The following is a 26,754-nucleotide window of genomic DNA, read 5'->3' on the forward strand; positions in this document are numbered from 1 at the left end:
CAAAGTTAATGCAAAAATGCATCAAAACACAGATAAAAACGATAAATTTTTACAGCTAATGCCTCTGTACTGCGTTTTCCTACCGTACTGCCAAAACATTGAGCAATATTCTGCCCGTAATGAGAATTACTCTCGAAAAACGCCGCCAATTACTTCGGAATCGTGTTTGCCGGAGTGGATGCCGCCGGGGTCGCTGGCACGGTGGCCGCTGGCACACCGGTCGATGGCGCCACTGGCGCGGCCGGAGCGGCACCAGGAATGGCGCCAGCGCCGGTCACGGGCACAGGCTTGACAACCTTGTCCATCACGCCGCCACCCACCGTGGTGGCACGCTGGTTGGCCATCAACGACAGCGCCAGGGTGGCGCCGAAGAAAATGGCGGCGGCCACGCCGGTCGACTTCGACATGAAGTTCGACGAACCCGTGGCGCCGAACAGGCTGCCGGACGCGCCGGAACCAAAGGCGGCGCCCATGTCGGCGCCCTTGCCGTGCTGCAACAACACCAGCGCAATAATCGACAAAGCGGACACTACCTGTACCACGACTACCAGATTGAACATCATGTTCATTGCAATTCCATTCTTAGTTTAAAGTAATTCAATCAGCGGCGTGAATAATCGCCAGGAAATCCGCCGCCTTCAATGCCGCCCCACCGATCAGACCGCCATCGATATCCGGCATTGCCATCAATTCTTTCGCGTTCTCCGGCTTCATGCTGCCGCCGTACAGGATCTGCACGCCGGCGGCCGCTACCGCATTCTTTGCCGCCAACTGGCCGCGCAATACCTGATGCACTTCCTGCGCCATGTGCGGCGTGGCGGTCTTGCCCGTGCCAATGGCCCAGACCGGCTCGTAAGCGAGCACCAGTTTCGCCACGTCGGCTTCGCCAATGGCGGCGAGCACTGCATTCAACTGCATGGCCACCACCGCGTCGGTCTGCCCTGCTTCGCGCTCGTCGAGATGCTCGCCGATGCAGACGATGGGCGTGATGCCTGCCGCCAGCGCCGCGACCGTCTTGGCTGCCACTTGCGCGTCGGTCTCGCCGTGATAGGCGCGCCGCTCGGAGTGTCCCAGTATGACGTAGCTGCAAGCAAAATCGTGCAGCATCGCGGTCGAGACTTCACCGGTGTAGGCGCCGCCCGCTTGCGCGGAAACATCCTGCGCGCCCCATGCCAGGCTGGACCCTGTCAATTGCGCCTGGCACTGCGCCAGGTAAGGCGCGGGCACACAGACGGCGCTGGCAGCAACGGCATCAGCCAGGCCAGCAACGATTTCAGACAATAACACCGCGTTCGAGGTGAGACTGCCGTTCATTTTCCAATTTCCGACGACGAGTTTGCGACGCATAGTAGCCTAAATTTTAATAACCCGTCATTCTAACGCTACCACTGTTGGCGGTCAAACCGCTAGCTACTGCTTTCAAGCAACTTGCAACATGATCTTGCCGATGTGGGTGCTCGCCTCCATCAGCGCATGCGCTTCATTCGCCTTGTCCAGCGGGAAGGTTTTATAGATCACGGGCTTGATCTTGCCGGCCTCGATCAGCGGCCAGACGGTCTGGCGCAGGTGCTGCGCCACCGCCGCCTTGAAGGCCACCGAACGGGGGCGCAAGGTCGAACCCGTCACCGTCAGGCGGCGGCGCAACAAGGTGCCCAGATCGAGCTCGGCTTTGGTGCCGCCCTGCACCGCGATCAGGCCGATGCGCCCGTCGTCGGCCAGGCAGGCGATCTCGCGCGGCAGGTAATCGCCGCCGACCATGTCGAGGATCACATCGACGCCCTTGCCATCGGTCAGTTGCTTGACGACGGCAACGAAATCTTCAGTGCGGTAATTGATGCCGCGCTCGGCGCCCAGCGCTTCGCAGGCGCGCGCTTTTTCATCGCTGCCGGCGGTGGCGAACACGCGATGGCCGAGCGCGCTGGCCAGCTGGATCGCCGCCACGCCGATGCCCGAGCTGCCGCCCTGCACCAGCAAGGTATCGCTGCCCGACAGCGCGCAGCGGTCGAACACGTTGCTCCAGACGGTAAAGAAGTTTTCCGGCAGCGAAGCGCCCTCGAGCGCCGTCAAGCCTTTTGGCAACGGCAGGCACTGGCCGGCGGGTGCCGCGCAATATTCGGCATAGCCGCCGCCCTGTACCAGCGCGCACACCAGATCGCCGGGCTGGAACCCGCTGCCCTCGAAATCGCCATCGACCAGCTCACCCGCCACTTCCAGGCCGGGCAGGTCGGAGGCGCCGCTTGGGGGGGCATATTTGCCCAGGCGCTGCAGCACGTCGGGACGGTTGATGCCGGCCGCGTGCACCTTGATCAGCAACTCGCCCGCCTTCCAGGCAGGCTGCGGACGTTCGGCGATTTTCAGGACATCGGAGGGGCCGGGCTGGCTGATTTCAATTGCGCGCATGGCAAGGCATCTTTAAAGGGAAAGTGCGATTGTACGCCAAGCTTGCGTGCCTTGCAGACGCCCCCGCGTCCTGCAGCGCGCCTATTCTGCGCCGGTCTTTGACGTGCGCGGCAAGGGCGTGCCAGGCTTCCATCTGGCCGACAGGGTCTGCCCCTCCTCGACCTGTTCCGGCGTCATCTTGCGCACCACGGCGGCGCGCTGGTCGGCCGCATTGCTCGAACCATTGGCGGCAGCCAGGTTCCACAGCATGTAGGCGATCACATTATCCTGCTGCACGCCGCCCATGTGATAACGGTACATCAGGCCCAGCACCTGCTGCGCCTCGGCATGGTTCTGCTCGGCCGCCTTGCGGAACCAGGCAACGGCCTGCTTGTGGTCCTGCAGCACGGCGTTGCCCGTGTAATACATGGCGCCCACCACATATTGTGCATCGGCCTTGCCCTGGTCGGCCGCCTTGCGGTGCCAGAACATGGCCTGTTTGTAGTCTTGCGGCAAGCCGCGCCCCATGTAATACATCAGGCCCAGCAAGTGCTGGGCGTCGGCGTTGCCAGACTTGGCCAACGGCAAAATTTCCTTGTAGGCCAGCACATAATTCTTGTTGTTGTAGGCGCTGGCGCCTTCGCTGAAACCGGCCTTGGCCGGCAGCTGTATCGCGAACAGCATGCAAAGTGTAATGATCAGTTTTTTCATCGGAATGGGATGTGGTCTGATTGCTTTTATTATCCTGCACGACGGCAGGACCCCCGGGGATTCCCTTATTTCCAGCTCACTTTGCCAAGGCCATCGACGCTGACATCGCGGTTGGCCGGCTTGCCATACACCGTCACCGAACCGAGTCCACTCAGGTTCAGCTTGGCGTTGCTGCGGGCGTTGACGATGGCGTTACCGAGACCACTCAAATCCAGATTGACCGCATCGGCCTCGAATTGTTGCGCATTGAGGCTGCCCAGGCCGCCGAGGGTGGCCTTGAGCACGCGCCCGCGCCCGCCCAGCACCATCGAACCGGCCCCTTGCAGGTCCAGGTCGGCCTTGTCGTTATTGCCGATCCACAGCACCATGCTGCCCACGCCGCCCAGGCTGGCGTTCAGTTTGCGATAGTCGCCGACCACCTTCACGCTACCCGCCCCTTCCAGCGACAGGGTCAGCTCGTCGCCCGCAAAACCGGATACGTCGGTGCTGCCGAAGCCTTCCGAACTGACCTCGCGCAGATTGGGCAGCACCAGGTCGGCGCGGATGGAACCCGGATTGAGCTTGAAGCCGCGCACTTCCGTTTCAATATGCAGGGTGTCGCCGCTTTGCGCCGTGCTCACATCGGCGATATAGCGCTTGTCGGCCGTAATGCTCAAGGACGCCACGTTGCCCTGGCGGATGCGCACTTCCATCACGCCATCGAGCTTGACGCGCACCACGCGCGCGTCGACCGCACGCATTTCCAGCTGCCGCGTTTCGGCGCAGACGCCGCGCAGCAGGCCAAACGTGGCCAGCAAGGCCAGCGCAAAGTGCAGGGTTTTTTTCATTGCATTCCTCAGTATCTTGTTTTTATAGGCGACGGCAAGCGGCCACTCTAGCAGCGGCCAATATTGCTGGCAATCACTTATGCGAAGAAGGCTTTTTGGGCAGCAGTGAGGCGCCTGGCCTTGACCTGAACGATATGCGCATCAGGCACGTTGAAGGAAGCAGTGGAGTGCATGCTGGAACTGGCCACCTGCAGGGCGGGCGCCGGTGCGGTGGCGTAGCAGCTGGCGCCGAGCACGATGGCGGCGGCGATGACGATGGCTTCCATGTGTCTGGCGACGTTCATGTGGTTCTCCTCGGGGTCTCTGGCAGTGAATCGGCATGTAGCCACTATAGCCATACCGCCTGCGCCAGACACGCCGATTGCGACGAACGGCGATTTTGGCGGCATGGCCGGACAAAATCGCCGATGAGCGTGCAAACCATTGACCTACATCAGAACTCTTCCCACTCGTCGGCGGCGGGTTTCGACGCCTTCACCGGCTTCGCCGCAGGGGCGGCGGGCAGGACCCTGGCCGGCGCGCGAGGCTTCGCGACAGGCGCGGCTGTGGCATATTCCTTGGCGGGCCTGGCCGGCGCGCTGGCCGCCACCGTATCGCCGAGGCGGAACATGGCAACCGCCTGCGCCAGATCCACCGCCTGCTCCTGCAGGCTTTCGGCGGCGGCGGCCGCCTGCTCGACCAGGGCCGCATTTTGCTGCGTCATGGCGTCCATGTGCGTGACGGCCGTATTGATCTCGCCGATGCCGGCGCTCTGTTCGCGGCTGGCCACCGTGATCTCGCTCATGATGGTGGCCAGTTGCTGCACCGACGCCACCACCTGGCCCATGGTCTGGCCCGCTTCATCGACGAGGCGACCACCGGCGCCGACTTTTTCCACCGAGTCGCCGATCAGTTCCTTGATTTCCTTGGCCGCACCGGCCGAGCGTTGCGCCAGGTTGCGCACTTCCGAGGCCACCACCGCAAAGCCCCGGCCCTGCTCGCCGGCGCGCGCCGCTTCCACGGCCGCGTTCAGGGCCAAAATATTCGTCTGGAAAGCGATGCCGTCGATTACACCGATAATGTCGACGATCTTGCGCGAGCTTTCCTGGATGCCGGCCATGGTGCCGACCACCTGCCGCACCACTTCGCCGCCCTTGGCCGCCACTTGCGAGGCGGACACGGCCAACTCATTGGCCACATGCGCGTTTTCCGCATTCTGTTTGACGGTGGAAGTGAGTTCATCCATGGAGCTGGCGGTTTGCTCCAGCGCGCCGGCCTGCGCTTCCGTGCGCGAGGACAGGTCGGCATTGCCGGCAGCGATATCGGCCGACTCGCTGCGCACCAGGATGCTGATGCTGCGGATCTGCACCAGCACGGTGGCGATCTTTTCCACGAACAGATTGAAGGCCTTGGCGATCTGCGCCAGCTCGTCGCTGCCGTCGGCGTCGAGGCGGCTGGTCAGGTCGCCATCGCCGGTGGCGATCGCGTCCAACGCGTCGCGCACCAGGCCCAGGCGGCGCAAAGCACGCGCCACCAGTACGCTCAGCACGGTGGCGGCCAGCGCCAGTACCAACAAGGCTGTCAGGGCCGAGGCGCGCAGCATCGAGGCCAGGGCCTGCGTCGCTTCCGCGCGGTCGAGCACAGTCGCCAGCATCCAGTCGCTGCCCGGCACTTTACTCACGTGCAAGATGCCTTCGCGCTCGCCGAGACGGATGGTCTCGCTCTCGCCGCTCTTTTCAATATCGGCCAGCGCCTGCGAAGTGAGCTTGGCGTCGAGATCGGACAACGGTTTCAAGGTCAGCTTGTCGTCCGGGTGGGCGATGATCTTGCCGCCGCCGTCGACCAGGAAAGCATAACTGGCCGGCGTCGGCTTGATCGAGGCAACGTTTTTGACCACCACATCCATCATCACGTCGGCCGCCAGCACGCCTGCCGGATTGCCCTTCTCGCCGAGCGGCTCGGCAAACGTCACCACCAGCTTGCCGGTGCTGGCGCCGATATACGGCGTGGTGATGATGGGGCCGCCAGTCGCCAGCGCCTGCTTGTACCACGGGCGCGCCGTCGGATCGTAATCGGCGGCGCGCTTGCGCTCCTGCGAAAACACGGCGTGCTTGTCGGCAAAACCGATATACGCCATGTCGAAGATGCCGGCCTGCTCGGCCGCCTTGAGCGACGGCACCGGGTCCTGCGCCTGCGCGCCGATCTTCATTGACGCCACCACCGCCTGTTTTGCGCGCAGCCATTCGGCAATCGCTTGCGCATGGCTGTGCGACAACTGCAGCATCTGCGTGTCGAGTGCGGCCAGCGTGCTGCTGCGGGTGGTAAAGAAGTTGGCGATGGCGACGGCCAGCATGGCCAGCACGACGATGGAGACAGCGATGGCGATCAAGCGCGCCTTAAGCGAAGACAGCATGGGCATCCAATAAAAAAGGAAAATCGAAGGGATGAACCATCGTCAGCGATTACTATTTTTCCGTCAAGAAATACTAACTATCGATTACCGTGAAACAACAAAACCACGATAAAAAACCGCCAGGGCTTGCGCGCTGGCGGTTTTTGATCATGCGGCCAAAGCCGCCGTCAGCCGGAATTACGCGGCTGGCGCTTCGCCTTCGGCAGCTTTCATCGACAGTTTCAGGCGGCCGCGGTCGTCCGTTTCCAGTACTTTCACGCGTACCAGTTGGCCTTCTTTCAGGTAGTCGGCGACGGCGTTGACGCGCTCGTTGGCGATCTGCGAGATGTGCAGCAAGCCATCCTTGCCTGGCATCACTTGCACGATGGCGCCGAAGTCCAGCAGTTTCAGCACGGTGCCTTCGTAGGTCTTGCCCACTTCAACCGAGGCCGTCAGTTCTTCGATGCGGCGCTTGGCTTCCTGGCCGGCGGCGGCATCGACGGAAGCGATGGTGACCACGCCTTCGTCGCTGATGTCGATTTGGGTGCCCGTCTCTTCGGTCAGCGCGCGAATCACGGCGCCGCCCTTGCCGATCACGTCACGGATTTTTTCCGGATTGATCTTGATGGTGATCAGGCGCGGCGCGAAATCGGACAGTTCCGTTTTCACATGCGGCATGGCTTTTTGCATTTCGCCCAGGATGTGCTCGCGGCCTTCCTTGGCTTGCGCCAGCGCCACTTGCATGATTTCCTTGGTGATGCCCATGATCTTGATGTCCATCTGCAGCGCGGTGATACCGTTGCGGGTACCGGCTACCTTGAAGTCCATGTCGCCCAGGTGATCTTCGTCGCCCAGGATATCGGACAGCACGGCAAACTTGCCGCCTTCCTTGATCAGGCCCATGGCGATACCGGCCACGTGTTCTTTCATCGGCACGCCGGCGTCCATCAGCGCCAGGCAACCACCGCACACCGATGCCATCGACGAGGAACCGTTCGACTCGGTGATTTCCGACACCAGGCGCACCGAGTAGCTGAATTCTTCAGCAGGCGGCAGGGCGGCGATCAGCGCACGCTTGGCCAGGCGGCCGTGGCCGATTTCACGGCGTTTCGGGGTACCGACACGGCCCGTTTCGCCGGTGGCGAACGGTGGCATGTTGTAATGCAGCATGAACGAATCGGTAAATTCGCCCATCAGCGCATCGATCTTCTGGCTGTCGCGGGCGGTGCCCAGGGTAGCGACGACCAGCGCCTGGGTTTCGCCGCGCGTGAACAGGGCAGAACCGTGGGTGCGTGGCAGCACGCTGGTGCGGATCGAAATCGGACGCACGGTGCGCGTGTCGCGCCCGTCGATGCGTGGCTCGCCGTCGAGGATTTGCGTACGCACGATTTTCGCTTCGATGTCGAACAGGATGTTGTTCACTTCTGCGCTGTCGATCGCTGCGCCGCCATTGGCCGCCGCTTCGGCCGCCAGGTCGGCCAGCACGTCCGAGGTGGCCGCTTTCAGCTTGGCCGTACGTTCTTGCTTGTCCTTGGTTTGATACGCGTCATTGATCTTGGCGTTGGCGAAATGGGCCACGCGCGCGATCAGCGCTTCGTTCTTCGGCGCCGGCGCCCATTCGACTTCCGGCTTGCCGCCGTCACGCACCAGTTCGTGGATCGCGTCGATCACGACTTTCATCTGGTCATGGCCAAACACCACGGCGCCCAGCATGATTTCTTCGGACAGCTGTTTCGCTTCCGATTCGACCATCAGCACGGCCGTTTCGGTACCGGCCACAACCAGGTCCATTTCCGACGTTTTCAGTTGCTGGACGGTCGGGTTCAGGATGTACTGGCCATTGGCGTAACCGACGCGCGCGGCGCCGATCGGGCCGTTGAATGGCACGCCCGACACGCACAGGGCGGCCGAGGCGCCGATCATGGCGGCGATGTCCGGATCGATTTCAGGGTTGACCGACAGCACGTGAATGATGACTTGCACTTCATTCAGGTAGCCTTCAGGGAACAACGGACGGATAGGACGGTCGATCAGGCGCGACGTCAGGGTTTCTTTTTCGGAAGGACGGCCTTCACGCTTGAAAAAACCGCCCGGGATTTTACCGGCAGCGTAAGTTTTTTCAACATAATCTACTGTCAAAGGGAAGAAATCCTGGCCTGGCTTGGCATCTTTGCGCGCCACCACGGTTGCCAGCACGACGGTATCTTCGATCGACACCAGCACTGCGCCGGATGCCTGACGTGCGATCTCGCCGGTTTCCAGGGTCACTTGATGTTGACCGTACTGGAAGGTTTTCGTAACTTTATTAAACATTGGGTACCCTTTTCTATTTGCCGACAGATTTTCAGGGGCTGTCGTTCACCTCACCACAGGCGGCGCATACAAGGTTGCCGCCTTTGCTATTTTGCCTTTAAAACATGTTCATCCACATAGAATACTGCAACTATGGGTAGCAATTCGGAATTTCAAATGACAAAATGCCCGCGACAGCGAACTGGCGCAGGCATTTCTGTTTAAACCTTGTACGGCAAAAATTACTTGCGCAGACCAAGTTTAGCGATCAGGTCGCGATAACGGGTAGCGTCTTTGGCCTTCAGGTAGGACAACAGGCTCTTGCGACGGTTGACCATCATGATCAGGCCGCGGCGGGAGTGGTGATCTTTCGAGTGGGCTTTGAAGTGGCCGTTCAGTTCGTTGATACGAGCGGTCAGCAGTGCAACTTGCACTTCAGGGGAGCCGGTGTCGTTCTGACCACGTGCGTTGTCCGCGATAATGGCGGCTTTGTTGATGTTCTCTACTGTCATGATAAACCTTTCACATGCGGTGCACAGAGTCTGGACCCTATCCACCGTGAACTACGATTGAAAAAACTGGCTTGAGCTCAAACCAGACGCGCAAGTATATCGGAAAAATGCCTGGCTGTATCCAGTCGCGCGCGCTTTTCTCGGTGCATGATAAGATTTTCCTGTCGTTCGGGAGTCTGACCATGAAAAAAGCATTCAAAATAGCAACGCTTCTGGCCCCCCTGCTGCTGGCCGCCTGCGCCAGCTTTGGCGGGCCACCGCCGCAGCCGGGCGAATCGCGCGCCGCCATCGAAGCGCGGCTCGGTCCGCCCACCAATGTCTACCAGTTGCCGGAAGGCCCGGAACTCGAATACGCGCACGGCCCCTACGGCCAGGTCACCTGGATGGCCCGCTTCGGCCCCGACCAGCGTTTGGCGTCGTTCGAGCAGGTACTCGACACGCCGGGCTTTGCAAGGGTGAAGATCGGCGTATCGACGCGGCAAGACGTGCTGCATTTGCTGGGCCGGCCGACGGAAACGTCGTATTTGGCGCTGCCCAGACTGTACGTCTGGTCGTACCGCTACAAGGAGTCGGGGGTGTGGGATTCGATGATGCACGTGCATTTTGACGAGGCCGGCATCGTGCGCCAGATGATGAACGGACCGGACCCGGCGAAGGAAGAGCGGCGGTTTTTCTGGTGACGGAAAAATAGCAGGGCCAGACCGGCAGATCTGGCCCTGGCAACATCAATGCTCGTGATCGGTCTGAATAATGCTGACCGGCTTGCCCTTGGCCATGCGCCAGAAAAACACGGCATAGCCCGACAAGCCATACGCGACAAAGATCGGGAACAGCACCTTTGGCGGATCGATCGAGATCAGCGCAAAGAACAATGCCAGCAGGAACACGACGATGAACGGCACCGACTTGCGGAAGTTCACATCCTTGAAACTGTAGAATGGCACATTGGTGACCATGGTCAGGCCGGCGAACAGGGCGATGGCCCACGAGACCCAGGCCAGCTGGTTGCCGGCAAACTGCAGATCGTTCATCATCAGGATAAAGCCGGCCACCATGGCCGCCGCCGCCGGGCTGGGCAAGCCCTGGAAGAAGCGTTTGTCGACCACCGCGATATTGGTGTTGAAGCGCGCCAGGCGCAGCGCGGCGCCGGCGCAATACACGAAGGCGGCCAGCCAGCCGAGCTTGCCCATGCCGCGCAGCGACCATTCATAGATCACCAGCGCCGGCGCGGCGCCGAAGGACACCATGTCGGACAGGCTGTCGTACTGGGCGCCAAATTCGCTCTGGGTATTGGTCAGGCGCGCGATGCGCCCGTCAAGGCCGTCGAGGATCATGGCGATAAAGATGGCCCAGGCCGCATGTTCGAACTTCTGGTTCATGGCCATGACGATGGCGTAGAAGCCGCAGAACAGCGCCGCCGTCGTGAAGGCATTGGGCAACAGGTAAATGCCGCGGCGGCGCAAGGTTTTCTTGCCTGCCGCATCGGCCGCCGGCAGCCGCACGAAGGTACTGAAGCGCGATGCCTTGGAGTTTGCCGGGTTGCCGTTCTTGCCTCGACGACGGGGAAAGTTTGCCATGTTAATCCATTTCTTGTGTGCTACAGGGTAATCGGAACCGAAAGGCGCACGCCTTGCCGTGCAGGTGCGCCGATATTGCCATTATAGAGGAGACAAGGTCAAAGAAAAGCCGTGTGGCCCCTGCGGCCTTCACCTGAACTTCACCTTGGCCACCAAGCGCAGGCTCAAGGTGGTTTCGCCTGGCTCGAAGTTCGGCTCTTCCACCTGAGCACCGTCATTTTTGAATAGGCGCATCGGCGCGGGAGGAGCAGGCGCAGCACCCCCCCGCGCATAATTGCCCGATCCCTCAAAATCGATGGTCTCGATCACCGCGTCATTGACATTGCGCCCCATGGCGCCGGCAATCGAGGCCACGCGCTGATTCAGGTTTTGATAGGCAGCCACGATGCGTTCATCGTCGAGCTTGCGCACGGTATCGGGCGCCAGGCCAAAGTTCAGCCGGTTCAGGGTCAGCATGGCTTGTGCCGCCGCCACCGTTTTCGGCAAGGCGGCCAGGTTGGTCGTTTTCACCTGCAGAGTCTGGCCCACACGCCAGCCGCTCGGCACCCTCGGCCTGGCCACGCTGCCCGCTGGCAAGGGCGCCACTTCCGGGTAGACAGCATAGGTGTAATAGCCCTGGGTTTTCAGCACGGCCTGCGGATCGGCCTTTTTCACGATGGCCACGCCCTGGTTCATCTTCTGGTTGACTCTTGACGCCGCGGCCGCCTTGTCCCGGTCCTGCTCCTCGATGGCCAGGGTGACGGTGACCTGGTCATTCACATGCACCACCTCGCCACTGGCGGGTACCACCACCTGCGTGCCGGCGGTGGGCAGCACTTGTGCCTGCACCGTGACGGCAACAGTGGCGGCGGCGGCGAACAGGATCGATTGCAGGATAGTCATGAAAACCCTTTCAGTGGTGGCGGCAGAAGCGACCATGGGGCTCAAAGCCCCATGGTTTTTTAGTAATTCATTCTAACGCGGAAATATTTACTTTGTCGCCTATCACCGCATCGCGATTTACTTGAACTTGACCTTGCCCACCAGGCGCATGTCGAGCGTGGTTTCGCCCGGCTCGAAGCTCGGTTCGGCCACCTGGCTATCTTCGGCCATCTTGGCGCTACGCATCATCATCGGCGCGGCGGCGGCACGGCTTTCGCCCGCGTAATTGCCGGAACCCTCGAAGTCCACCGTGTCGAGCACGGCGTCGGCCACATTGCGGCCCATGGCGCGCGCAATCGAAGCGATACGTTCGTTGAGGTTTTTATAGGTGGCGGCAATGCGCTGGTCGTCGAGCAAGCGGACGGTTTCCGGCTTCAGGCCAAAGTTCAGGCCGTTCAGTGTCAGCACGCCCTGGGCCGCCGAGACGGTCCTGGGCAGGCTGGCCAGGTTGGCGGTGGTCACTTCCAGGTACTGGCCGACGCGCCAGGCGGTCGGCACGCGCGGCTTGGCCACGGCGCCGGCCGGCAGCGGGCGGTCTTCCGGATACACCGGGTAGGTGTAATAGCCATACGATTTCAGCACCGCTGACGGATCGGCCTGCTTGATGATGGACACGCCCTTGTTCATCTTCTGGTTGACGCGCGAAGCGGCGGCGGCCTTGTCCTTGTCCTGCTCCTCGATGGCCAGCGTGGCGACCACCTGGTCATTGGCATGCCTGACCTCGCCAAAGGCGGGCACCACCACCAGGGTGCCGGTGGTCGGCAAGGTTTGCGCCTGGGCGGAAAGGGCAACGGTAGCTGCGGCGGCAACAAGTACGGATTTGATCATGGATACGGCTCCTCGGTGGTGGGATGCAAGCAGGGTCTGGATAAGCCCTGCTGCTTATGAATAATACAAACTGACTTGATTCTAACGTCCAGGAATTTGCCGTGGCGCAAATTAACAAATCGTCACACTTTCTGCCCGATAATCACATCTGGACACAAGTGCTCAAGCCGCCGTCATCGAGGCATCGTTGGCCGCCTTGCGCGGCGAAAACCAGGCGCTCGATTCCGCACTGAACAGGAAGGCGCACATCACGGCAAACGCGAGCGCGCCAGGCAACACGCCAATCTTGACGGGCACCGTCGCCAGGCTGAGCGCGATGTCGATCACTCCCCACAGCAGATAGACAGTGCGCGCGCCGCGATGCCGTTGCAGCATGGCCAAGGCAGCCACCAGCGTCAGGCCAAGGCCGCCAAGCACGATCGCATATTGCACCTCGACGGGAATCGCGCTGCGCGCCATCCAGGCCAGCATGACGGGATCGTTACGGCCCAGCCAGGCCGACACCAGCGACGCCAGTGAGCCGACGATCAGAAACCAGCAACTGATGGCAACCGATACTGGACGCTTGTTCGAGTTCAAATTTGCAACGAAAACTTTTGAAAAAACAAGCATGGCGCAACCGGTATTTTTGAATGGCACTGATTGTAGCGGATGCCCCATATACGGGGCCGTACGCACGAAAAAAAAGCCGGCTGGCGCCGGCTTTGCTGTGCAACAGACTGCTTAGTTTTTCGACTGGTCGACCATCTTGTTCTTGGCGATCCAAGGCATCATGGCGCGCAGCTTGGCGCCGACTTCTTCGATCTGGTGCTCGGACGTCAGACGGCGGCGCGAGATCAGGGTCGGTGCGCCGGCCTTGTTTTCCAGGATGAAGCTCTTCGCGTATTCGCCGGTCTGGATGTCCTTCAGGCACTGGCGCATCGCGTCCTTGGTGGCCGAGGTCACGACTTTCGGGCCGGTCACGTATTCGCCGTATTCGGCGTTGTTCGAGATCGAGTAGTTCATGTTGGCGATACCGCCTTCATAGATCAGGTCGACGATCAGTTTCAGTTCGTGCAGGCACTCGAAGTACGCCATTTCCGGAGCGTAACCCGCTTCGGTCAGGGTTTCGAAACCGGCCTTGATCAGTTCCACGGCGCCACCGCACAGAACCGCTTGCTCACCGAACAGGTCGGTTTCGGTTTCTTCGCGGAAGTTCGTTTCGATGATGCCGGCACGGCCACCGCCGTTGGCCGATGCATACGACAGGGCGATATCGCGGGCCACGCCCGATTTGTCCTGGTACACGGCGATCAGGTGCGGCACGCCGCCACCCTGGGTGTAGGTGGCGCGCACGGTGTGGCCCGGGGCTTTCGGCGCGATCATGATCACGTCGAGGTCGGCGCGTGGCACGACCTGGCCGTAGTGCACGTTGAAGCCGTGGGCAAACGCCAGCACCGCACCTTGCTTGGCGTGTGGCGCGATGTTCTCGTTGTAGACCTGAGCAATGTTTTCATCTGGCAGCAAGATCATGATGACGTCGGCCGCCTTGACGGCGTCGTTGACTTCCGCCACTTTCAGGCCGGCTTGCTCGACCTTGTTCCACGAAGCGCCGCCCTTGCGCAGGCCGACGGTGACGTTGACGCCCGAATCGTTCAGGTTTTGTGCGTGGGCATGGCCTTGCGAACCGTAGCCGATGATGGCAACGTTTTTACCTTTGATCAGGGACAGGTCGGCGTCTTTGTCGTAAAAAACTTTCATGGTATTTCCTATTTTTAATTAACTGCGTTGTATGGGGGTGCGGCCGGGGCCGCGTGCTGCAATCTTTTTTATACTTTGAGGATGCGTTCGCCGCGGCCGATGCCCGAGCCGCCCGTGCGGACGGTTTCCAGGATCGAGGCGCGGTCGATCGAATCGATGAACGCGTCGAGCTTGACCTTGTTGCCCGTCAGCTCGATCGTGTACGTTTTCTCGGTCACGTCGATGATGCGGCCACGGAAGATGTCGGCGGTGCGCTTCATTTCCTCGCGCTCCTTGCCCACCGCTCTTACCTTGATCAGCATCAGCTCGCGTTCGATATGCTGGCCTTCGGTCAGGTCCACCACCTTCACCACCTCGATCAGGCGGTTCAGGTGCTTGGTGATCTGCTCGATGATGTCGTCCGAGCCGCTGGTGACGATGGTCATGCGCGACAGCGTCGCGTCTTCGGTCGGCGCCACGGTCAGCGTCTCGATGTTGTAGCCACGGGCCGAGAACAGGCCCACCACGCGCGACAGGGCGCCCGCTTCGTTTTCCAGCAAGACAGAAATAATATGGCGCATGGTTACAGGTCCTCCGAGCCGAGCATCATTTCGGACAAGCCTTTGCCGGCTTTCACCATCGGCCACACGTTTTCGGACTGGTCGGTAATAAAGTTCATGAACACCAGCCTGTCTTTCATGGCGAACGCCTCTTTCAGGGCGCCGTCGACGTCGCCCGGTTTTTCAATTTTCATGCCGACGTGGCCATAGGCCTCGGCCAGCTTTTCAAAGTCGGGCAGCGAATCCATGTAGGACTCGGAATAGCGCGAGCCGTAATCGATTTCCTGCCACTGGCGCACCATGCCGAGGAATCGATTGTTGAGCATGATGATCTTCGGCGTCAGGTGATACTGCTTGCATGTGGCCAGTTCCTGGATGCACATCTGGATCGAGCCTTCGCCGGTGATGCAGGCAACGGTGGCGTCCGGATTGGCCATCTGCACGCCCATGGCATACGGCAAGCCGACGCCCATGGTGCCCAGGCCGCCGGAATTGATCCAGCGGCGCGGCTTGTCGAAGCGGTAGTATTGCGCGGCCCACATCTGATGCTGGCCCACGTCGGAGGTGATGAAGGCGTCGCCCTTGGTGATCTGGAACACTTTTTCCACCACCGATTGCGGCTTGATCACCAGGTCCGACGTCGGATACTTCAGGCATTCGCGGCCGCGCCATTCGGCGATCTGCTTCCACCAGTTCGACAGCGCATTGACGTTCGGCTTGGCTTCGGCCGCGTCGAGTTGCGCCAGGAATTCGATCAGCACGTCCTTGACGTTGCCGACGATGGGGATATCGACTTTCACGCGCTTGGAGATCGACGAGGGGTCGATGTCGATGTGAATGATCTTGCGCGGATGCGAGGCGAAGTGTTTCGGGTTGCCGATCACGCGGTCATCGAAACGCGCGCCGATGGCGATCAGGACGTCGCAGTTCTGCATCGCCATGTTCGCTTCGTAGGTGCCGTGCATGCCGGGCATGCCGACAAACTGCTCGCTCGAGGCGCGGTAGCCGCCCAGCCCCATCAGGGTGTTGGTACACGGAAAACCGAGGCGGTCGACCAGCTTGTTCAGCTCGGGCGCCGCATGCGCCAGGATCACGCCGCCGCCCGTGTAGATCATCGGACGTTCGGCTTGCAGCAGCAGCTGCACGGCCTTGCGGATCTGGCCCGAATGGCCCTTGTCGACCGGACGGTAGGAGCGCATCTCGACTTCCTTCGGATAGTCGAAATGGCATTTGTGCATGCTGATATCCTTCGGGATATCGACCAGCACGGGGCCGGGACGACCGGTGCGGGCGATAAAGAAGGCTTTCTTGATCGTTGCAGCCAGATCCTTGACGTCCTTGACGAGGAAATTGTGCTTGACGACCGGGCGGGTGATGCCCACGGTGTCGCATTCCTGGAACGCATCCTGGCCGATCGCATGGCTCGGCACCTGGCCGGAAATGACGACCATCGGGATGGAATCCATGTAAGCGGTCGACAGACCGGTCACGGCATTGGTCACTCCGGGGCCGGACGTGACAATGGCCACACCGACTTTATTGGAGCTGCGCGAATAGGCGTCGGCGGCGTGCACGGCGGCCTGCTCATGGCGAACCAGGATATGCTGGAATTTGTTTTGCTGGAAAATGGCGTCGTAGATATACAGTACGGCTCCGCCCGGGTAACCAAAGACGTGCTCGACGCCTTCTTCAGCCAGACAGCGCACGACGATTTCCGCGCCGGTAATGGGACCGATGGCCGGTCCCGAGGCAGATCCTCTTGCTTCGGTATTCATGAAACATTCCTTTCAAGGTCCATTGGAGATTGATCGGATGTTCTTTCCTGACGAGGTACGCCTGACGCTACAGTGCTCCTGCTTCCCTTTTCATGCGGTCACGATATTTCTTCGGGCACCCATAGATACCTTGCAAAACAACGCTGGACGCAACTCGTTTGGCCGGAGTTTCTGTGGCGACTGTACGAACCGCTCGCGCTTGTGGCGCGGGTTAGAACAAACTGCCTGCAAATGAAAGCGCGTCTTGTCGCTGCTGGCGTTGTGTGCCAGTTGCAACTTGACCATAGAGCTTTGGGGTGTTCAAAGCGTCCCATACGTTATCGCGTCGCACCATGATGGTCAAGGAAAATGTCTGTCTAAATACCTTTTTGCGCGGCCCGGGTGCAAAAATCATGCGGAAATGCACATTTTTTGCTAGCATGCGCTCAGTTTGCACAAAGCAGGCCACCTCCCCGCCCACAGTCCACGCAGCCCCCCGGCTCGCTCCCTACCGCATGGCAACAGACAAAGAACTATCCGATTTTCTCGAACATGTGGAGCGGCGCGCCTTCAAGCAGGCCGCCTACGCCGTACGCAAGGATGAATCCGCGCTCGACATCGTGCAGGACGCGATGATCAAGCTGGCCGAAAAATATGGCGACAAGCCGGCCGCCGAACTGCCGATGCTGTTCCAGCGCATCCTGCAAACGACCATCCTCGATTATTTCCGCCGTGAAAAGGTGCGCAACACCTGGGTCAGCCTGTTTTCGGGCATGAAACCATCGGGCGACGAGCATGAAGACTTTGATATACTGGAAACGTATGCGGCGGAACAAGGTTCGAGCGCCGCAGAATCGTCGGCCGACCAGGTCGAGCGCGCGCAAATGCTTGATTTGATTGATGAAGAGGTACAAAAGCTGCCCGCGCGTCAACGCGAAGCCTTCCTCATGCGTTATTGGCAGGATATGGACGTGGCTGAAACAGCGCTGGCGATGGGTTGCTCCGAAGGCAGCGTGAAAACACATTGCTCAAGGGCTACGCACGCGCTCGCCGAATCGCTGAAAGCCAAGGGAATACAACTATGAATACCGACGACATCAATTTCGCCTACAAAGTGCGCCACGCGCTCAACGAAAAGCTCGACGACCTGCCCGCCTCGACCACCGACCGCCTGGCCGCCGCGCGCAAGGCGGCCATGGCGCGCAAGAAGGCCGACGCACCTGCGCGCGTCGCTGCGCGCCAGAACGTACTTGCCGGTATCGCCACCCATCTGTTGGCAGAGCCATTGTCGTGGCTGGGCCGCATGAGCGTGGTCATTCCGCTGCTGGTGCTGGTCCTGGGCGGCGTCGGCATCTACCAGTTCGAGCAGGAACAGCAGATTGCCGAACTGGCCGAACTCGACGCGGCCGTGCTGTCGGACGAATTGCCGCTGTCGGCCTATATGGACCATGGCTTCAATGCCTACCTGACGAAACGCGAGCAATAATGGCCGACGCCACCGCAAGCAAGGCACGCAAAAGCTGGATCATGGGCGGCGCAGGCTTGGGCGTTTGCGTGCTGGCGGGCGCATCCTGGGTGTACGTCCACCAGGACGCGCTGCCCGCCGCGCCTGCCGTCACGGCCGCGCCCGCCGCAAAACCGCTCGCAACGCCTGCGGCGCCGGTGAAAAATGCCGGCAAGTCGCAATGGGACAATCTGTCGCTTGCGCAACAGGCGGCCTTGCAGCCGCTGGCCGGCGAATGGAACAAGCTCGGACCGGCGCGCAAGCAGAAGTGGCTCGATATCGCGAATCGCTTTGCCTCGATGACACCGGACGAGCAGGCGCGCCTGCACGAACGCATGCGCGACTGGATCAAGCTCACGCCAGAACAGCGGCGCACGGTGCGCGAAAATTATGCGCGCGCCAAGAAGATTGATCCAAGTCAGAAGTCGGCACAGTGGGAGCAATACCAGCAATTACCGGAAGAGCAAAAGAAAAAACTGGCGGCCGAAGCCTTGCCGAACAAGATCACTGTCATCAAGCCGGACATCCGCCCGCCCGCCGTCATGACCGTGCCGGTTATACCCACGCCGGTTGTACCCGCGCCGGTCGTACCCGCGCCGGCCCCGGCCGCCCCGGCGCCCCTGGAGCCGGCGACGCCGCCCGCCACACCCAGCCCTTTGCCCGACTATGCCAGATAATATCGCCGCCGCCACCACGTCACCGACCATCAAGCGGCGCCTGATCTCGATGGTGTACGAGTCCCTGCTGGCGCTGGCCGTACTGTTCCTGCCCTTCCTGCTGTTTGAACTGGCCGTGCGAGGCGCGCATACGCCGTTGACCGAACACATGCGCCAGTGCCTGGCCTTCCTGGTGATGGGCGCCTACTTCATCCATCAATGGAGCCGCGAAGGGCAAACCCTGGCCATGAAGACCTGGCGCCTGAAGCTGGTGCTGCCCGGCCACGCGCACGTGCCGCTGCGGGTGGCCGCCTGTCGTTACCTGCTGGCCTGGATGTGGCTGCTGCCGGCGCTGCTGGTATCGTATGGGCTGGACTTGCGGCACTGGCAGGCGCTGTCGGCGATCGGCGTCGGCATGCTGGCCTGGTCCGCCACGGCGCTACTGACCGGCAATGGCCAGTTCCTGCATGACAAGCTGCTCGGCACGCAGCTGGTGCAACTGCCGGCACCGGCCAGGAAGAGCAAAAAGGTTGCCGCCTGAGCCGCTATTTGCAGCGGCTTGACTTGGATCATTGAAGCAAACGGGGCTGTGCTGCCATCATGGCAGGCCATGAAAACCGCTCCCCCACCCCACGTTCACATCGTCCAGTCGCGCACGCACATCTGCACCGAAGAAGAAGTCACGCGACTGGTCCACACCTTTTATGCCGCCGCCCGCGAAGACGCCATGCTCGGCCCCATCTTTGGCCGCGAAGTCAAGGATTGGGACGAGCACCTGGCCACCCTGGTCGACTTCTGGTCGGGCCTGTTGCGCGGCACCATGCGCTACCACGGCAAGCCGCTGGCACAGCATGCGCAGATGGAGCACCTGACGCCGTGCATGTTCCGCCGCTGGCTCACGCTGTTTTTCGCCACCACCGAAAGCCTGGGCAATGCCGCCCTGCAGGAAAAAGCCGACGCCATCGCCCTGCGCATCGCCGAGCGGCTATGGAAAAGCTTTGCCGAAAGCCATATGCCAGGCCAGCCGGCTTAAAACCGTTCGTAACCCTGCAAATACCGCCACTGGCCCACGGGCATGGCGCCCATCGAGATACGGCCGATGCGCAGCCGCTTGATGCCCACCACTTCCAGGCCCACCATGCGGCACATATGGGCAATCTGGCCCGGCTGCACGTTTTTCAGGGCGAAGCGCAACCGCGTTTCGTTCTGCCAGCTGACCTTCATCGGCGGCAAGGGCTTGCCATTGAACGGCAGGCCGTGATTGAGCAGCGCCAGGCCGTTATCAAGCATCTGGCCAGTCACTTCGACGATGAATTCCTGCTCCACCGTTTTCGCTTCATCGACCAGCTTGCGGGCGACGCGGAAATCCTGGGTAAACACCAGCAGGCCCGAGGCCATGGTGTCGAGCGGATTGGTCACCGTCAGGCCGATCAGATGGCGTTTCAGGAAACGCGTGACGGAACTGGGCGCGACGTTGTCGGGCGTAAAAATTTCTTCGGGACGCAAACAGCTCAGGGCCGGCTTGCCTTCGCTGCCGACACCGCCATTGATCCCGGCCGGCTTGTGCAGCAGGATGGTCACCGGCGGCATTTCGTCGAGCGTCGCGTTCGGCAACAGCACCACTTCCTGTTTGTCGGCCACGCGCGCGCCGGCCTCTTCCACCAGCTCGCCATCGACCGTGACCCAGCCGCCCTCGATATACAGCTCGGCCTCGCGGCGTGAGCAGGGCAAGTCTTCGGCCAGGCGCTTGGCCAGGCGGACGGTGGGCATATCGAGTGGTGTGGTCATGTGAGGCGCAAAAAAGCAAAGGGGAGGAGAAGCCGGTATTGTAACCGACCTGCCCCTCCCCTTTTTGCTGATTGTCTTGCGCTGCGCGAGACCTTATGCCGCAGCCCTGGCCAATTGCTCGGCAAAGAAACGGTGGCCCATCTCTTCCAGGCCCAGCGTCTGCAGCACTTCCTGCAGCCGCTCGGTAGGACGCTGGCGCGGCAGGTTCTTGTAGCTGGCGATGATCAGTTCGTTTTTCATCGAATGCTCCCAGCCCACCAGTTCCGTCACGCTCACCTGGTAGCCGTGCGCTTCGAGCTGCAGGCAGCGCAGCACATTGGTGATCTGGCTGCCGAACTCGCGCGTGTGCAGCGGATGGCGCCACAGTTCCGTCAGCACGTTCCGGCCCAGGGTCTTGCCCTTGTTCTTCTTCAGCACCGACGCCACTTCCGCCTGGCAGCACGGCACCAGCACCATGAATTTCGCCCGCTTCTTCAAAGCGAAGTGAATCGCATCATCGGTGGCGGTATTGCAGGCATGCAGGGCGGTGACGATATCGATCTGCTGGGGCAGCAGGCTCGATTCGGTCGACTCGGCCACCGACAGCGGCAGGAACGACATGCCGGGGAACCTGAATTTGGCGGCCAGCTCTTGCGAGCGCTGCACCAGTTCCTCGCGCGTTTCGATGCCGTAGATATGCGAGCCGTCGTTGCCGTTCTTGAAGAACAGGTCGTACAAAATGAAGCCCAGGTAGGACTTGCCGGCGCCATGGTCGACCAGCGAGACGCCAGGATGGTCGAGCTGCACTTCGCGCAGCAGCGGCTCGATGAACTGCGTCAGGTGATACACCTGTTTCAGCTTGCGGCGGCTGTCCTGGTTCATCTTGCCGTCGCGCGTGAGGATGTGCAACTCCTGCAGCAGCGCGATCGACTGGCCATCCTTGATCTCGGGCATATTGCTGGCGGCCGTGATCACGTCCTTCGGGGCAGCGACTGTGTTGGCGGCAGCCTGTGCCGCGCCCTTAGCGCGCTTCATCGATCCACGCCATCTGTATCGCTTCGAGCACTTTTTCGCCACCGCGCGTGTGGTCGTCGTCAAAACCGTCCAGGCTTACCACCCAGTTATGCAGGTCGGTAAAGCGCACGGTCAAGGGATCGATATCGGGATGCGCGTCGTACAACGCTTCGGCGATCGCCGTGATGTCGGACCATCTCATCTTAGTGGCTGCCTTCGCTGACCTGGTTGATCGTGTATTTCGGGATCTCGACCACCAGGTCGGCCTCGGCCACGATGGACTGGCACGACAGGCGCGACACGGCTTCCAGGCCCCAGGCCTTGTCCAGCATGTCTTCTTCCAGTTCGGTCGCTTCGTTGAGCGACTCGATGCCTTCGCGCACCAGCACGTGGCAGGTGGTGCAGGCGCACGATTTTTCGCACGCATGCTCGATGTCGATATCGTTTTCCAGCAGAATGTCGCAGATGGACTTGCCGGCAGGGGCTTCGATCACGGCGCCATCCGGGCAAAGCTTGGCGTGCGGCAGGATAACGATTTGTGGCATGGTGTCTTCTTTCAGTCTGTCATTCGGGCGCGGCAGCCTTGCCGCCGCGCTGTTCAATTTTTTATGCTACCTGGTCGAGCGACTTGCCGGTCAAGGCACTGCGCACGCTGCGGTCCATGCGGCGCGCGGCAAAGTCTTCGGTGCCGTCGGCGAGCAGCTCGATCACGCGTTTCAGGCCATGGTGGTCGACGGCGCCGGTTTGCGATTGCGCGATGGCGCTGCGCACCTGGTCCATCAGGCCATCGACGGCGGCACGTTCAAGCGCGTCGAGCAGTGCGCCGTCTTCATCGAGGGCCGACTGCGTGGCCAGCACGATGCGTTCGGCTTCCACCTGCTCTTCGCGCAGCGCGCGCGCCACCATGTCGACGTCGGCCGAGGTGTAGGAATCCTGCAGCATGCGCGCGATCTCGTCATCGCCCAGGCCATAGGCCGGCTTGACGCTGATCGACGCTTCCACGCCCGAACGCAGTTCGCGCGCCGACACCGACAGCAAGCCGTCCGCATCGACCTGATACGTGATGCGGATGCGCGCGGCGCCCGCCACCATCGGCGGAATGCCGCGCAGCTCGAAGCGCGCCAGCGAACGGCAGTCGGTCACCAGCTCGCGCTCGCCCTGCAGCACGTGCACGGCCAGCGCCGTCTGGCCATCCTTGAAGGTGGTGAATTCCTGGGCCCGTGCGCAGGGAATGGTCGAGTTGCGCGGAATGATTTTTTCCACCAGGCCACCCATGGTCTCGATACCGAGCGACAGCGGGATCACGTCGAGCAGCAGCCAGTCGTCGCCGGCTGCGCGGTTGCCGGCCAGCAGATTGGCCTGGATCGCAGCACCGAGCGCCACTACCTTGTCGGGGTCGATATTGGCGTGCGGAATCGTATGGAAGAATTCGCTGACAATGCGCTGCACGTGCGGCATGCGCGTGGCGCCGCCCACCATCACCACGCCGTCGACATCATCAACGTCCACCTGGGCGTCGCGCAAGGCCTTCTTGATGGCATTCATGGTCTTTGCCACCAGGTGCTGGGTCATGGCCGCGAAATCGGTTGCCTTGATGCGCAGGTGGACTTCCTCGCCTGAATTGAGCACCGCGTCGATGCTGGTTTCCGCCTTGCTCGACAGCAGTTCCTTGACCTCGCGCGCCTTGACCATCAGGATCGCCGTGTCTTCGTCGGACAGCGGCGCCAGCCTGGCCTGCTCGCTGATCCAGCAGAACAGGCGGCGGTCGAAATCGTCGCCGCCGAGGGCCGAATCGCCGCCGGTGGACAGCACTTCGAACACGCCCTTGGCGAGTTTCAGAATCGAGATATCGAAGGTGCCGCCACCCAAGTCATACACGGCATACACGCCTTCGGAGGCGCTGTCGAGGCCGTAGGCGATGGCGGCCGCAGTCGGCTCGCTCAGCAGGCGCAGCACATTGATGCCGGCCAGCTGGGCCGCATCCTTGGTGGCCTGGCGCTGGGCGTCGTCAAAATAGGCCGGCACGGTGATCACGGCGCCGACCAGGTCGTCGCCGAGCGAGTCTTCCGCGCGCTGGCGCAGGGTGGCCAGGATCTGCGCCGAGATCTCGACCGGGCTTTTCACGCCGGCCACGGTTTTGAGCTGCACCATGCCGGGCGTGTCCTGGAAGTCGTAAGGCAGGTTCTCCGCGTAGGCGATGTCGCCCAGGCCGCGGCCCATGAAGCGCTTGACGGAGACGATGGTATTCTTCGGATCGGTGGTCTGCGCAGCCAGGGCCTTGTAGCCGATATTGGCGTGGCCGTTCGGCAGGTAGCGCACCACGGACGGCAGCAGCGCGTGGCCGTCTTCGTCGCTCAGCACTTCAGGAATGCTGTTGCGCACGGTGGCGACCAGGGAATTGGTGGTGCCCAGGTCGATGCCGACGGCCAGCCGGTGCTGGTGCGGCGCGGTCGACATGCCTGGTTCGGAAATTTGCAGAAGTGCCATGGTATTCGTGCCTCGATGATGAATTGCGTGGTGCCGCAGATACTGTAGCGCGCATTATAAAGCGCGGAGGAAGCTCACGCTGCTCAGGCTTCAAGCGCCTCGAAGGCAAAGCGGACTTCTTCGCCGAATTTGTCGAGAAACATCAGCGCGCGCACGCTTTGCGCGGCGTTCACATAGTCGGCAGCGTCGAGCTGGGCCTGCACTTGGGCCAGCAGTGTCTTGCGTTCGCCGCGCAGCTGGCGGTCGAGCACGTCGAGCGCATCGGCGTCTTTGGCGGCACGCGCCTCGCCCAGTGCCTCGCGCCACTCCATCTGCTGCATCAGAAAACTGACCGGCATGGCCGTGTTCGACTCCGTCTGCAGGTCGACGCCATGGAGTTCGCACAGGTACTGAGCCCGCTTTTGCGGGCTTTTCAGGGTCTGGTAGGCTTCGTTGGCGCGCGTGGCCCATTGCATCGCCACCCGCTTTTCGGCGCTGCTGGCGTTGATGAAGCGGTCCGGATGGACCTTGCCCTGCACCTCGCGATAGGCGCTGTCGAGCGCAGCCTGGTCGAGCGCGAATTGCGGCGGCAACTGGAATAATTCGAAGTGGTTTTGCATAGTGTGTCGGTGGTCGCTGTACCTCAATCGATGAGTACAGCGCACCGACCGGGGATCATGCTTGCTTCTTAAATGCGGAAACTCTCGCCGCAGCCGCAGGCGTCTTTTTCGTTCGGGTTGTGGAACTTGAAGCCTTCGTTCAGGCCTTCGCGCGCGAAATCGAGTTCCGTGCCGTCGATATACGGCAGGCTTTTCGGATCGACGAACACTTTCACGCCGTGCGATTCAAACACGCTGTCTTCGGCCGCCGCTTCATCGACATATTCGAGCTTGTAGGCCAGGCCCGAGCAGCCGGTGGTGCGCACGCCAAAGCGCAGGCCCATGCCCTTGCCGCGACGTTCGATATAACGGTTGATGTGCTTTGCCGCTTTTTCGGTCAGTGTAATCATGTATCTCTCCGCAACCGCCCCCCGCCTTGCGGCAGGAAACGGGATGCCAACGAATTTAAGCTGCTGCCGGGTGACGGGTCTTGTAGTCGAGGACCGCCGCTTTAATCGCGTCTTCCGCCAGGATCGAGCAGTGGATTTTCACCGGCGGCAGCGCCAGTTCTTCGGCGATCTGGGTGTTCTTGATAGACAGCGCCTGATCCAGCGTCTTGCCCTTGACCCATTCGGTCACCAGCGAGCTCGACGCGATGGCCGAACCGCAACCATAGGTCTTGAATTTCGCATCTTCGATCAGGCCATCGGCGCCGACCTTGATCTGCAGTTTCATCACGTCGCCGCAGGCGGGCGCGCCGACCATGCCGGTGCCGATGGTTTCATCGCCCTTGTCGAAGGCGCCTACATTGCGTGGATTTTCGTAATGATCGAGTACTTTGTCCGAGTAAGCCATTTTGATGCTCCTTAAATATTCTTGCCGGCCCCGGTTGGGGTCAAATTGTTACAAAGTGCCTGGAAAACCGTAGCGAGCGGAAGTGAATTGTGGCCAAGAAGCGGAACTGTGCTTGAGCACAGTGAGCATCGCAGGCCGCAAATCACGACGCGCAGTAGGTTTAACAGGTACTTTTAATGGGCGGCCCATTGAATGGAGTTGATGTCGATTCCATCTTTGAACATATCCCACAGCGGCGACAGTTCGCGCAGCTTGTGCACTTTCGCTTTCAGCAGGTCGACGGCGAAGTCGATGTCGGCTTCGGTCGAGAAACGGCCGATGGTGAAACGGATCGAACTGTGCGCCAGCTCGTCGCTGCGGCCCAGGGCGCGCAGCACGTACGATGGCTCCAGGCTGGCCGAGGTGCAGGCCGAACCGGACGACACGGCGATGTCCTTGATCGCCATGATCAGCGACTCGCCTTCGACGTAGTTGAAGCTGACGTTCAGGTTGTGCGGTACGCGCTGTTCCATGTCGCCGTTGATATAGACTTCCTCGATTTCCTGCAGACCCTTGGCCAGGCGGTCCCGCAAGGCCTTGATGCGGCCAAGCTCGACATCCATCTCTTCCTTGGCGAGGCGGAACGCTTCGCCCATGCCGACGATCTGGTGGGTCGGCAAGGTGCCCGAACGCAGGCCGCGCTCATGGCCGCCACCGTGCATCTGCGCTTCGAGGCGCACGCGCGGCTTGCGGCAGACGTACAGCGCACCCACGCCTTTGGGGCCGTAGGTTTTATGGGCGGTGAAGGTCATCAGGTCGACCTTGGTTTTCTGCAGGTCGATCACGACTTTACCGGTCGCTTGCGCGGCGTCGCAGTGGAAAATGATGCCTTTCGAGCGGCACAGGGCGCCGATTTCGTCGATCGGCTGGATCACGCCGATTTCGTTATTGACCAGCATGACCGACACCAGGATGGTGTCCGGACGGATGGCGGCAGTCAGTTGCTCGATGGTGATCAGGCCGTTGTCCTGCGGCTCCAGGTAGGTCGCCTCGAAACCCTGGCGTTCCAGTTCGCGCACGGTGTCGAGCACGGCCTTGTGTTCGGTCTTGACCGTGATGATGTGCTTGCCGCGGGTTTTGTAGAACTGCGCCGCGCCCTTGATCGCCAGGTTGTTGCTTTCCGTGGCGCCCGAGGTCCAGATGATTTCGCGCGGGTCGGCGTTGACCAGCGCGGCAACGTGGCCGCGTGCTTCTTCCACGGCTTTCTCCGCCGTCCAGCCATACATGTGGCTGCGCGAAGCCGGATTGCCGAACTGCTCGCGCAGGTAGGGAATCATCTTGTCGGCGACGCGCGGATCGATCGGCGTGGTGGCCGAATAGTCCATGTAGATCGGGAAATGCGGTGCCGTTTCAAAGTGCACCTGACCTGCGTTTTTTTCTGGGGCGTTCATCAATAACTCCTG

Annotated in this window: 31 protein-coding genes; 6 read left to right on the forward strand and 25 right to left on the reverse strand. The window is 61.3% G+C overall.

Going from position 1 to position 26,754, the window contains the following annotated elements; all coding sequences use genetic code 11:
- Positions 1–149: 149 nt before the first annotated feature.
- The 9 genes from secG to rpsO all read right to left on the reverse strand — a co-directional run bounded on the left by secG (position 150) and on the right by rpsO (position 9,092).
- Positions 150–569, reverse strand: coding sequence for a preprotein translocase subunit SecG (gene secG / locus CD932_RS02130; protein ID WP_094441198.1), 420 nt, complete (start codon positions 567–569; stop codon positions 150–152).
- A 28-nt stretch (positions 570–597) separates the two neighbouring features.
- A complete protein-coding gene (gene tpiA / locus CD932_RS02135) occupies positions 598–1,347 on the reverse strand; it encodes a triose-phosphate isomerase (RefSeq protein WP_094441199.1) in 750 nt (249 codons plus the stop codon).
- A 72-nt stretch (positions 1,348–1,419) separates the two neighbouring features.
- Positions 1,420–2,400, reverse strand: a complete 981-nt coding sequence (locus tag CD932_RS02140; protein ID WP_094441200.1) for an NAD(P)H-quinone oxidoreductase — start codon at positions 2,398–2,400, stop codon at positions 1,420–1,422.
- An 81-nt stretch (positions 2,401–2,481) separates the two neighbouring features.
- Positions 2,482–3,090 carry a tetratricopeptide repeat protein gene (locus CD932_RS02145; RefSeq protein ID WP_094441201.1) on the reverse strand — a complete coding sequence of 203 codons (609 nt, stop codon included), beginning with the start codon at positions 3,088–3,090 and terminating at the stop codon, positions 2,482–2,484.
- A 65-nt stretch (positions 3,091–3,155) separates the two neighbouring features.
- Positions 3,156–3,917, reverse strand: a complete 762-nt coding sequence (locus CD932_RS02150; protein ID WP_094441202.1) for a DUF2807 domain-containing protein — start codon at positions 3,915–3,917, stop codon at positions 3,156–3,158.
- Between the two features lie 77 nt (positions 3,918–3,994).
- Positions 3,995–4,201: a hypothetical protein gene (locus tag CD932_RS02155; protein ID WP_094441203.1), complete on the reverse strand. Its 207-nt coding sequence runs from the start codon at positions 4,199–4,201 to the stop codon at positions 3,995–3,997.
- Positions 4,202–4,350: 149 nt separating this feature from the next.
- Positions 4,351–6,309 (reverse strand): methyl-accepting chemotaxis protein, encoded by a 1,959-nt coding sequence (locus tag CD932_RS02160; protein ID WP_176460850.1) that lies wholly within the window; start codon positions 6,307–6,309, stop codon positions 4,351–4,353.
- 177 nt (positions 6,310–6,486) lie between these two features.
- Positions 6,487–8,601 carry a polyribonucleotide nucleotidyltransferase gene (gene pnp / locus CD932_RS02165; protein ID WP_094441204.1) on the reverse strand — a complete coding sequence of 705 codons (2,115 nt, stop codon included), beginning with the start codon at positions 8,599–8,601 and terminating at the stop codon, positions 6,487–6,489.
- Positions 8,602–8,822: 221 nt separating this feature from the next.
- Positions 8,823–9,092 (reverse strand): 30S ribosomal protein S15, encoded by a 270-nt coding sequence (rpsO, locus tag CD932_RS02170; protein ID WP_010399743.1) that lies wholly within the window; start codon positions 9,090–9,092, stop codon positions 8,823–8,825.
- Between the two features lie 182 nt (positions 9,093–9,274).
- Between rpsO and bamE the strand changes: the two genes are divergently transcribed.
- On the forward strand, positions 9,275–9,772 hold the full coding sequence (gene bamE / locus CD932_RS02175; RefSeq protein WP_094443398.1) for an outer membrane protein assembly factor BamE: 498 nt from the start codon (positions 9,275–9,277) through the stop codon (positions 9,770–9,772).
- Positions 9,773–9,817: 45 nt separating this feature from the next.
- On the opposite strand, the gene pssA is transcribed toward bamE, so the two are convergent.
- The 7 genes from pssA to CD932_RS02210 form a co-directional block, all read right to left on the reverse strand.
- Positions 9,818–10,669: a CDP-diacylglycerol--serine O-phosphatidyltransferase gene (gene pssA / locus CD932_RS02180; protein WP_094441205.1), complete on the reverse strand. Its 852-nt coding sequence runs from the start codon at positions 10,667–10,669 to the stop codon at positions 9,818–9,820.
- A gap of 129 nt (positions 10,670–10,798) precedes the next feature.
- Positions 10,799–11,551 (reverse strand): SIMPL domain-containing protein, encoded by a 753-nt coding sequence (locus CD932_RS02185; protein WP_094441206.1) that lies wholly within the window; start codon positions 11,549–11,551, stop codon positions 10,799–10,801.
- 117 nt (positions 11,552–11,668) lie between these two features.
- A complete protein-coding gene (locus CD932_RS02190; RefSeq protein WP_094441207.1) occupies positions 11,669–12,418 on the reverse strand; it encodes an SIMPL domain-containing protein in 750 nt (249 codons plus the stop codon).
- Between the two features lie 162 nt (positions 12,419–12,580).
- Positions 12,581–12,997, reverse strand: a complete 417-nt coding sequence (locus CD932_RS02195) for a hypothetical protein (protein ID WP_094441208.1) — start codon at positions 12,995–12,997, stop codon at positions 12,581–12,583.
- Positions 12,998–13,141: 144 nt separating this feature from the next.
- On the reverse strand, positions 13,142–14,158 hold the full coding sequence (ilvC, locus tag CD932_RS02200) for a ketol-acid reductoisomerase (RefSeq protein ID WP_094441209.1): 1,017 nt from the start codon (positions 14,156–14,158) through the stop codon (positions 13,142–13,144).
- A 68-nt stretch (positions 14,159–14,226) separates the two neighbouring features.
- Positions 14,227–14,718: an acetolactate synthase small subunit gene (gene ilvN / locus CD932_RS02205; protein ID WP_065310638.1), complete on the reverse strand. Its 492-nt coding sequence runs from the start codon at positions 14,716–14,718 to the stop codon at positions 14,227–14,229.
- A 2-nt stretch (positions 14,719–14,720) separates the two neighbouring features.
- On the reverse strand, positions 14,721–16,472 hold the full coding sequence (locus CD932_RS02210; RefSeq protein ID WP_176460851.1) for an acetolactate synthase 3 catalytic subunit: 1,752 nt from the start codon (positions 16,470–16,472) through the stop codon (positions 14,721–14,723).
- Between the two features lie 494 nt (positions 16,473–16,966).
- Here CD932_RS02210 and CD932_RS02215 point away from each other — a divergent pair, with 494 nt between their 5' ends.
- From CD932_RS02215 to CD932_RS02235, 5 genes are all read left to right on the forward strand, one after another.
- Positions 16,967–17,536 (forward strand): RNA polymerase sigma factor, encoded by a 570-nt coding sequence (locus tag CD932_RS02215; protein ID WP_094441210.1) that lies wholly within the window; start codon positions 16,967–16,969, stop codon positions 17,534–17,536.
- Positions 17,533–17,937 carry a DUF3619 family protein gene (locus tag CD932_RS02220; protein ID WP_094441211.1) on the forward strand — a complete coding sequence of 135 codons (405 nt, stop codon included), beginning with the start codon at positions 17,533–17,535 and terminating at the stop codon, positions 17,935–17,937. The genes CD932_RS02215 and CD932_RS02220 overlap by 4 nt, the downstream gene beginning before the upstream one ends.
- On the forward strand, positions 17,937–18,632 hold the full coding sequence (locus CD932_RS02225; RefSeq protein WP_254926427.1) for a DUF3106 domain-containing protein: 696 nt from the start codon (positions 17,937–17,939) through the stop codon (positions 18,630–18,632). The genes CD932_RS02220 and CD932_RS02225 overlap by 1 nt, the downstream gene beginning before the upstream one ends.
- Positions 18,622–19,152: an RDD family protein gene (locus CD932_RS02230; RefSeq protein WP_094441212.1), complete on the forward strand. Its 531-nt coding sequence runs from the start codon at positions 18,622–18,624 to the stop codon at positions 19,150–19,152. The genes CD932_RS02225 and CD932_RS02230 overlap by 11 nt, the downstream gene beginning before the upstream one ends.
- Before the next feature lie 69 nt (positions 19,153–19,221).
- On the forward strand, positions 19,222–19,644 hold the full coding sequence (locus CD932_RS02235) for a group III truncated hemoglobin (protein ID WP_094441213.1): 423 nt from the start codon (positions 19,222–19,224) through the stop codon (positions 19,642–19,644).
- On the opposite strand, the gene CD932_RS02240 is transcribed toward CD932_RS02235, so the two are convergent.
- The 9 genes from CD932_RS02240 to CD932_RS02280 form a co-directional block, all read right to left on the reverse strand.
- Entirely contained in the window at positions 19,641–20,399 is a 759-nt protein-coding gene (locus tag CD932_RS02240) for an rRNA pseudouridine synthase (RefSeq protein ID WP_094441214.1), read from the reverse strand. The genes CD932_RS02235 and CD932_RS02240 overlap by 4 nt on opposite strands.
- 93 nt (positions 20,400–20,492) lie before the next feature.
- A complete protein-coding gene (locus CD932_RS02245) occupies positions 20,493–21,332 on the reverse strand; it encodes an SAM-dependent methyltransferase (RefSeq protein WP_094443401.1) in 840 nt (279 codons plus the stop codon).
- A 67-nt stretch (positions 21,333–21,399) separates the two neighbouring features.
- Entirely contained in the window at positions 21,400–21,594 is a 195-nt protein-coding gene (gene iscX, locus CD932_RS02250; protein WP_094441215.1) for a Fe-S cluster assembly protein IscX, read from the reverse strand.
- 1 nt (position 21,595) lies between these two features.
- Positions 21,596–21,937 carry an ISC system 2Fe-2S type ferredoxin gene (gene fdx / locus CD932_RS02255; RefSeq protein ID WP_034750070.1) on the reverse strand — a complete coding sequence of 114 codons (342 nt, stop codon included), beginning with the start codon at positions 21,935–21,937 and terminating at the stop codon, positions 21,596–21,598.
- Positions 21,938–21,998: 61 nt separating this feature from the next.
- Positions 21,999–23,879, reverse strand: a complete 1,881-nt coding sequence (hscA, locus tag CD932_RS02260; RefSeq protein WP_094441216.1) for a Fe-S protein assembly chaperone HscA — start codon at positions 23,877–23,879, stop codon at positions 21,999–22,001.
- Positions 23,880–23,962: 83 nt separating this feature from the next.
- Positions 23,963–24,478 (reverse strand): Fe-S protein assembly co-chaperone HscB, encoded by a 516-nt coding sequence (hscB, locus tag CD932_RS02265; RefSeq protein WP_094441217.1) that lies wholly within the window; start codon positions 24,476–24,478, stop codon positions 23,963–23,965.
- Between the two features lie 68 nt (positions 24,479–24,546).
- The gene (gene iscA, locus CD932_RS02270; protein ID WP_034750079.1) at positions 24,547–24,867 is read right to left on the reverse strand and encodes an iron-sulfur cluster assembly protein IscA; all 321 of its coding nucleotides are present in this window, start codon (positions 24,865–24,867) and stop codon (positions 24,547–24,549) included.
- Positions 24,868–24,922: 55 nt separating this feature from the next.
- Positions 24,923–25,312, reverse strand: coding sequence for a Fe-S cluster assembly scaffold IscU (iscU, locus tag CD932_RS02275; RefSeq protein WP_038493869.1), 390 nt, complete (start codon positions 25,310–25,312; stop codon positions 24,923–24,925).
- A gap of 173 nt (positions 25,313–25,485) precedes the next feature.
- Positions 25,486–26,712, reverse strand: a complete 1,227-nt coding sequence (locus CD932_RS02280) for an IscS subfamily cysteine desulfurase (RefSeq protein WP_303396093.1) — start codon at positions 26,710–26,712, stop codon at positions 25,486–25,488.
- Between the last annotated feature and the right edge of the window lie 42 nt (positions 26,713–26,754).

Source organism: Janthinobacterium sp. PC23-8, assembly GCF_002250505.1.
Lineage (GTDB): Bacteria > Pseudomonadota > Gammaproteobacteria > Burkholderiales > Burkholderiaceae_D > Janthinobacterium.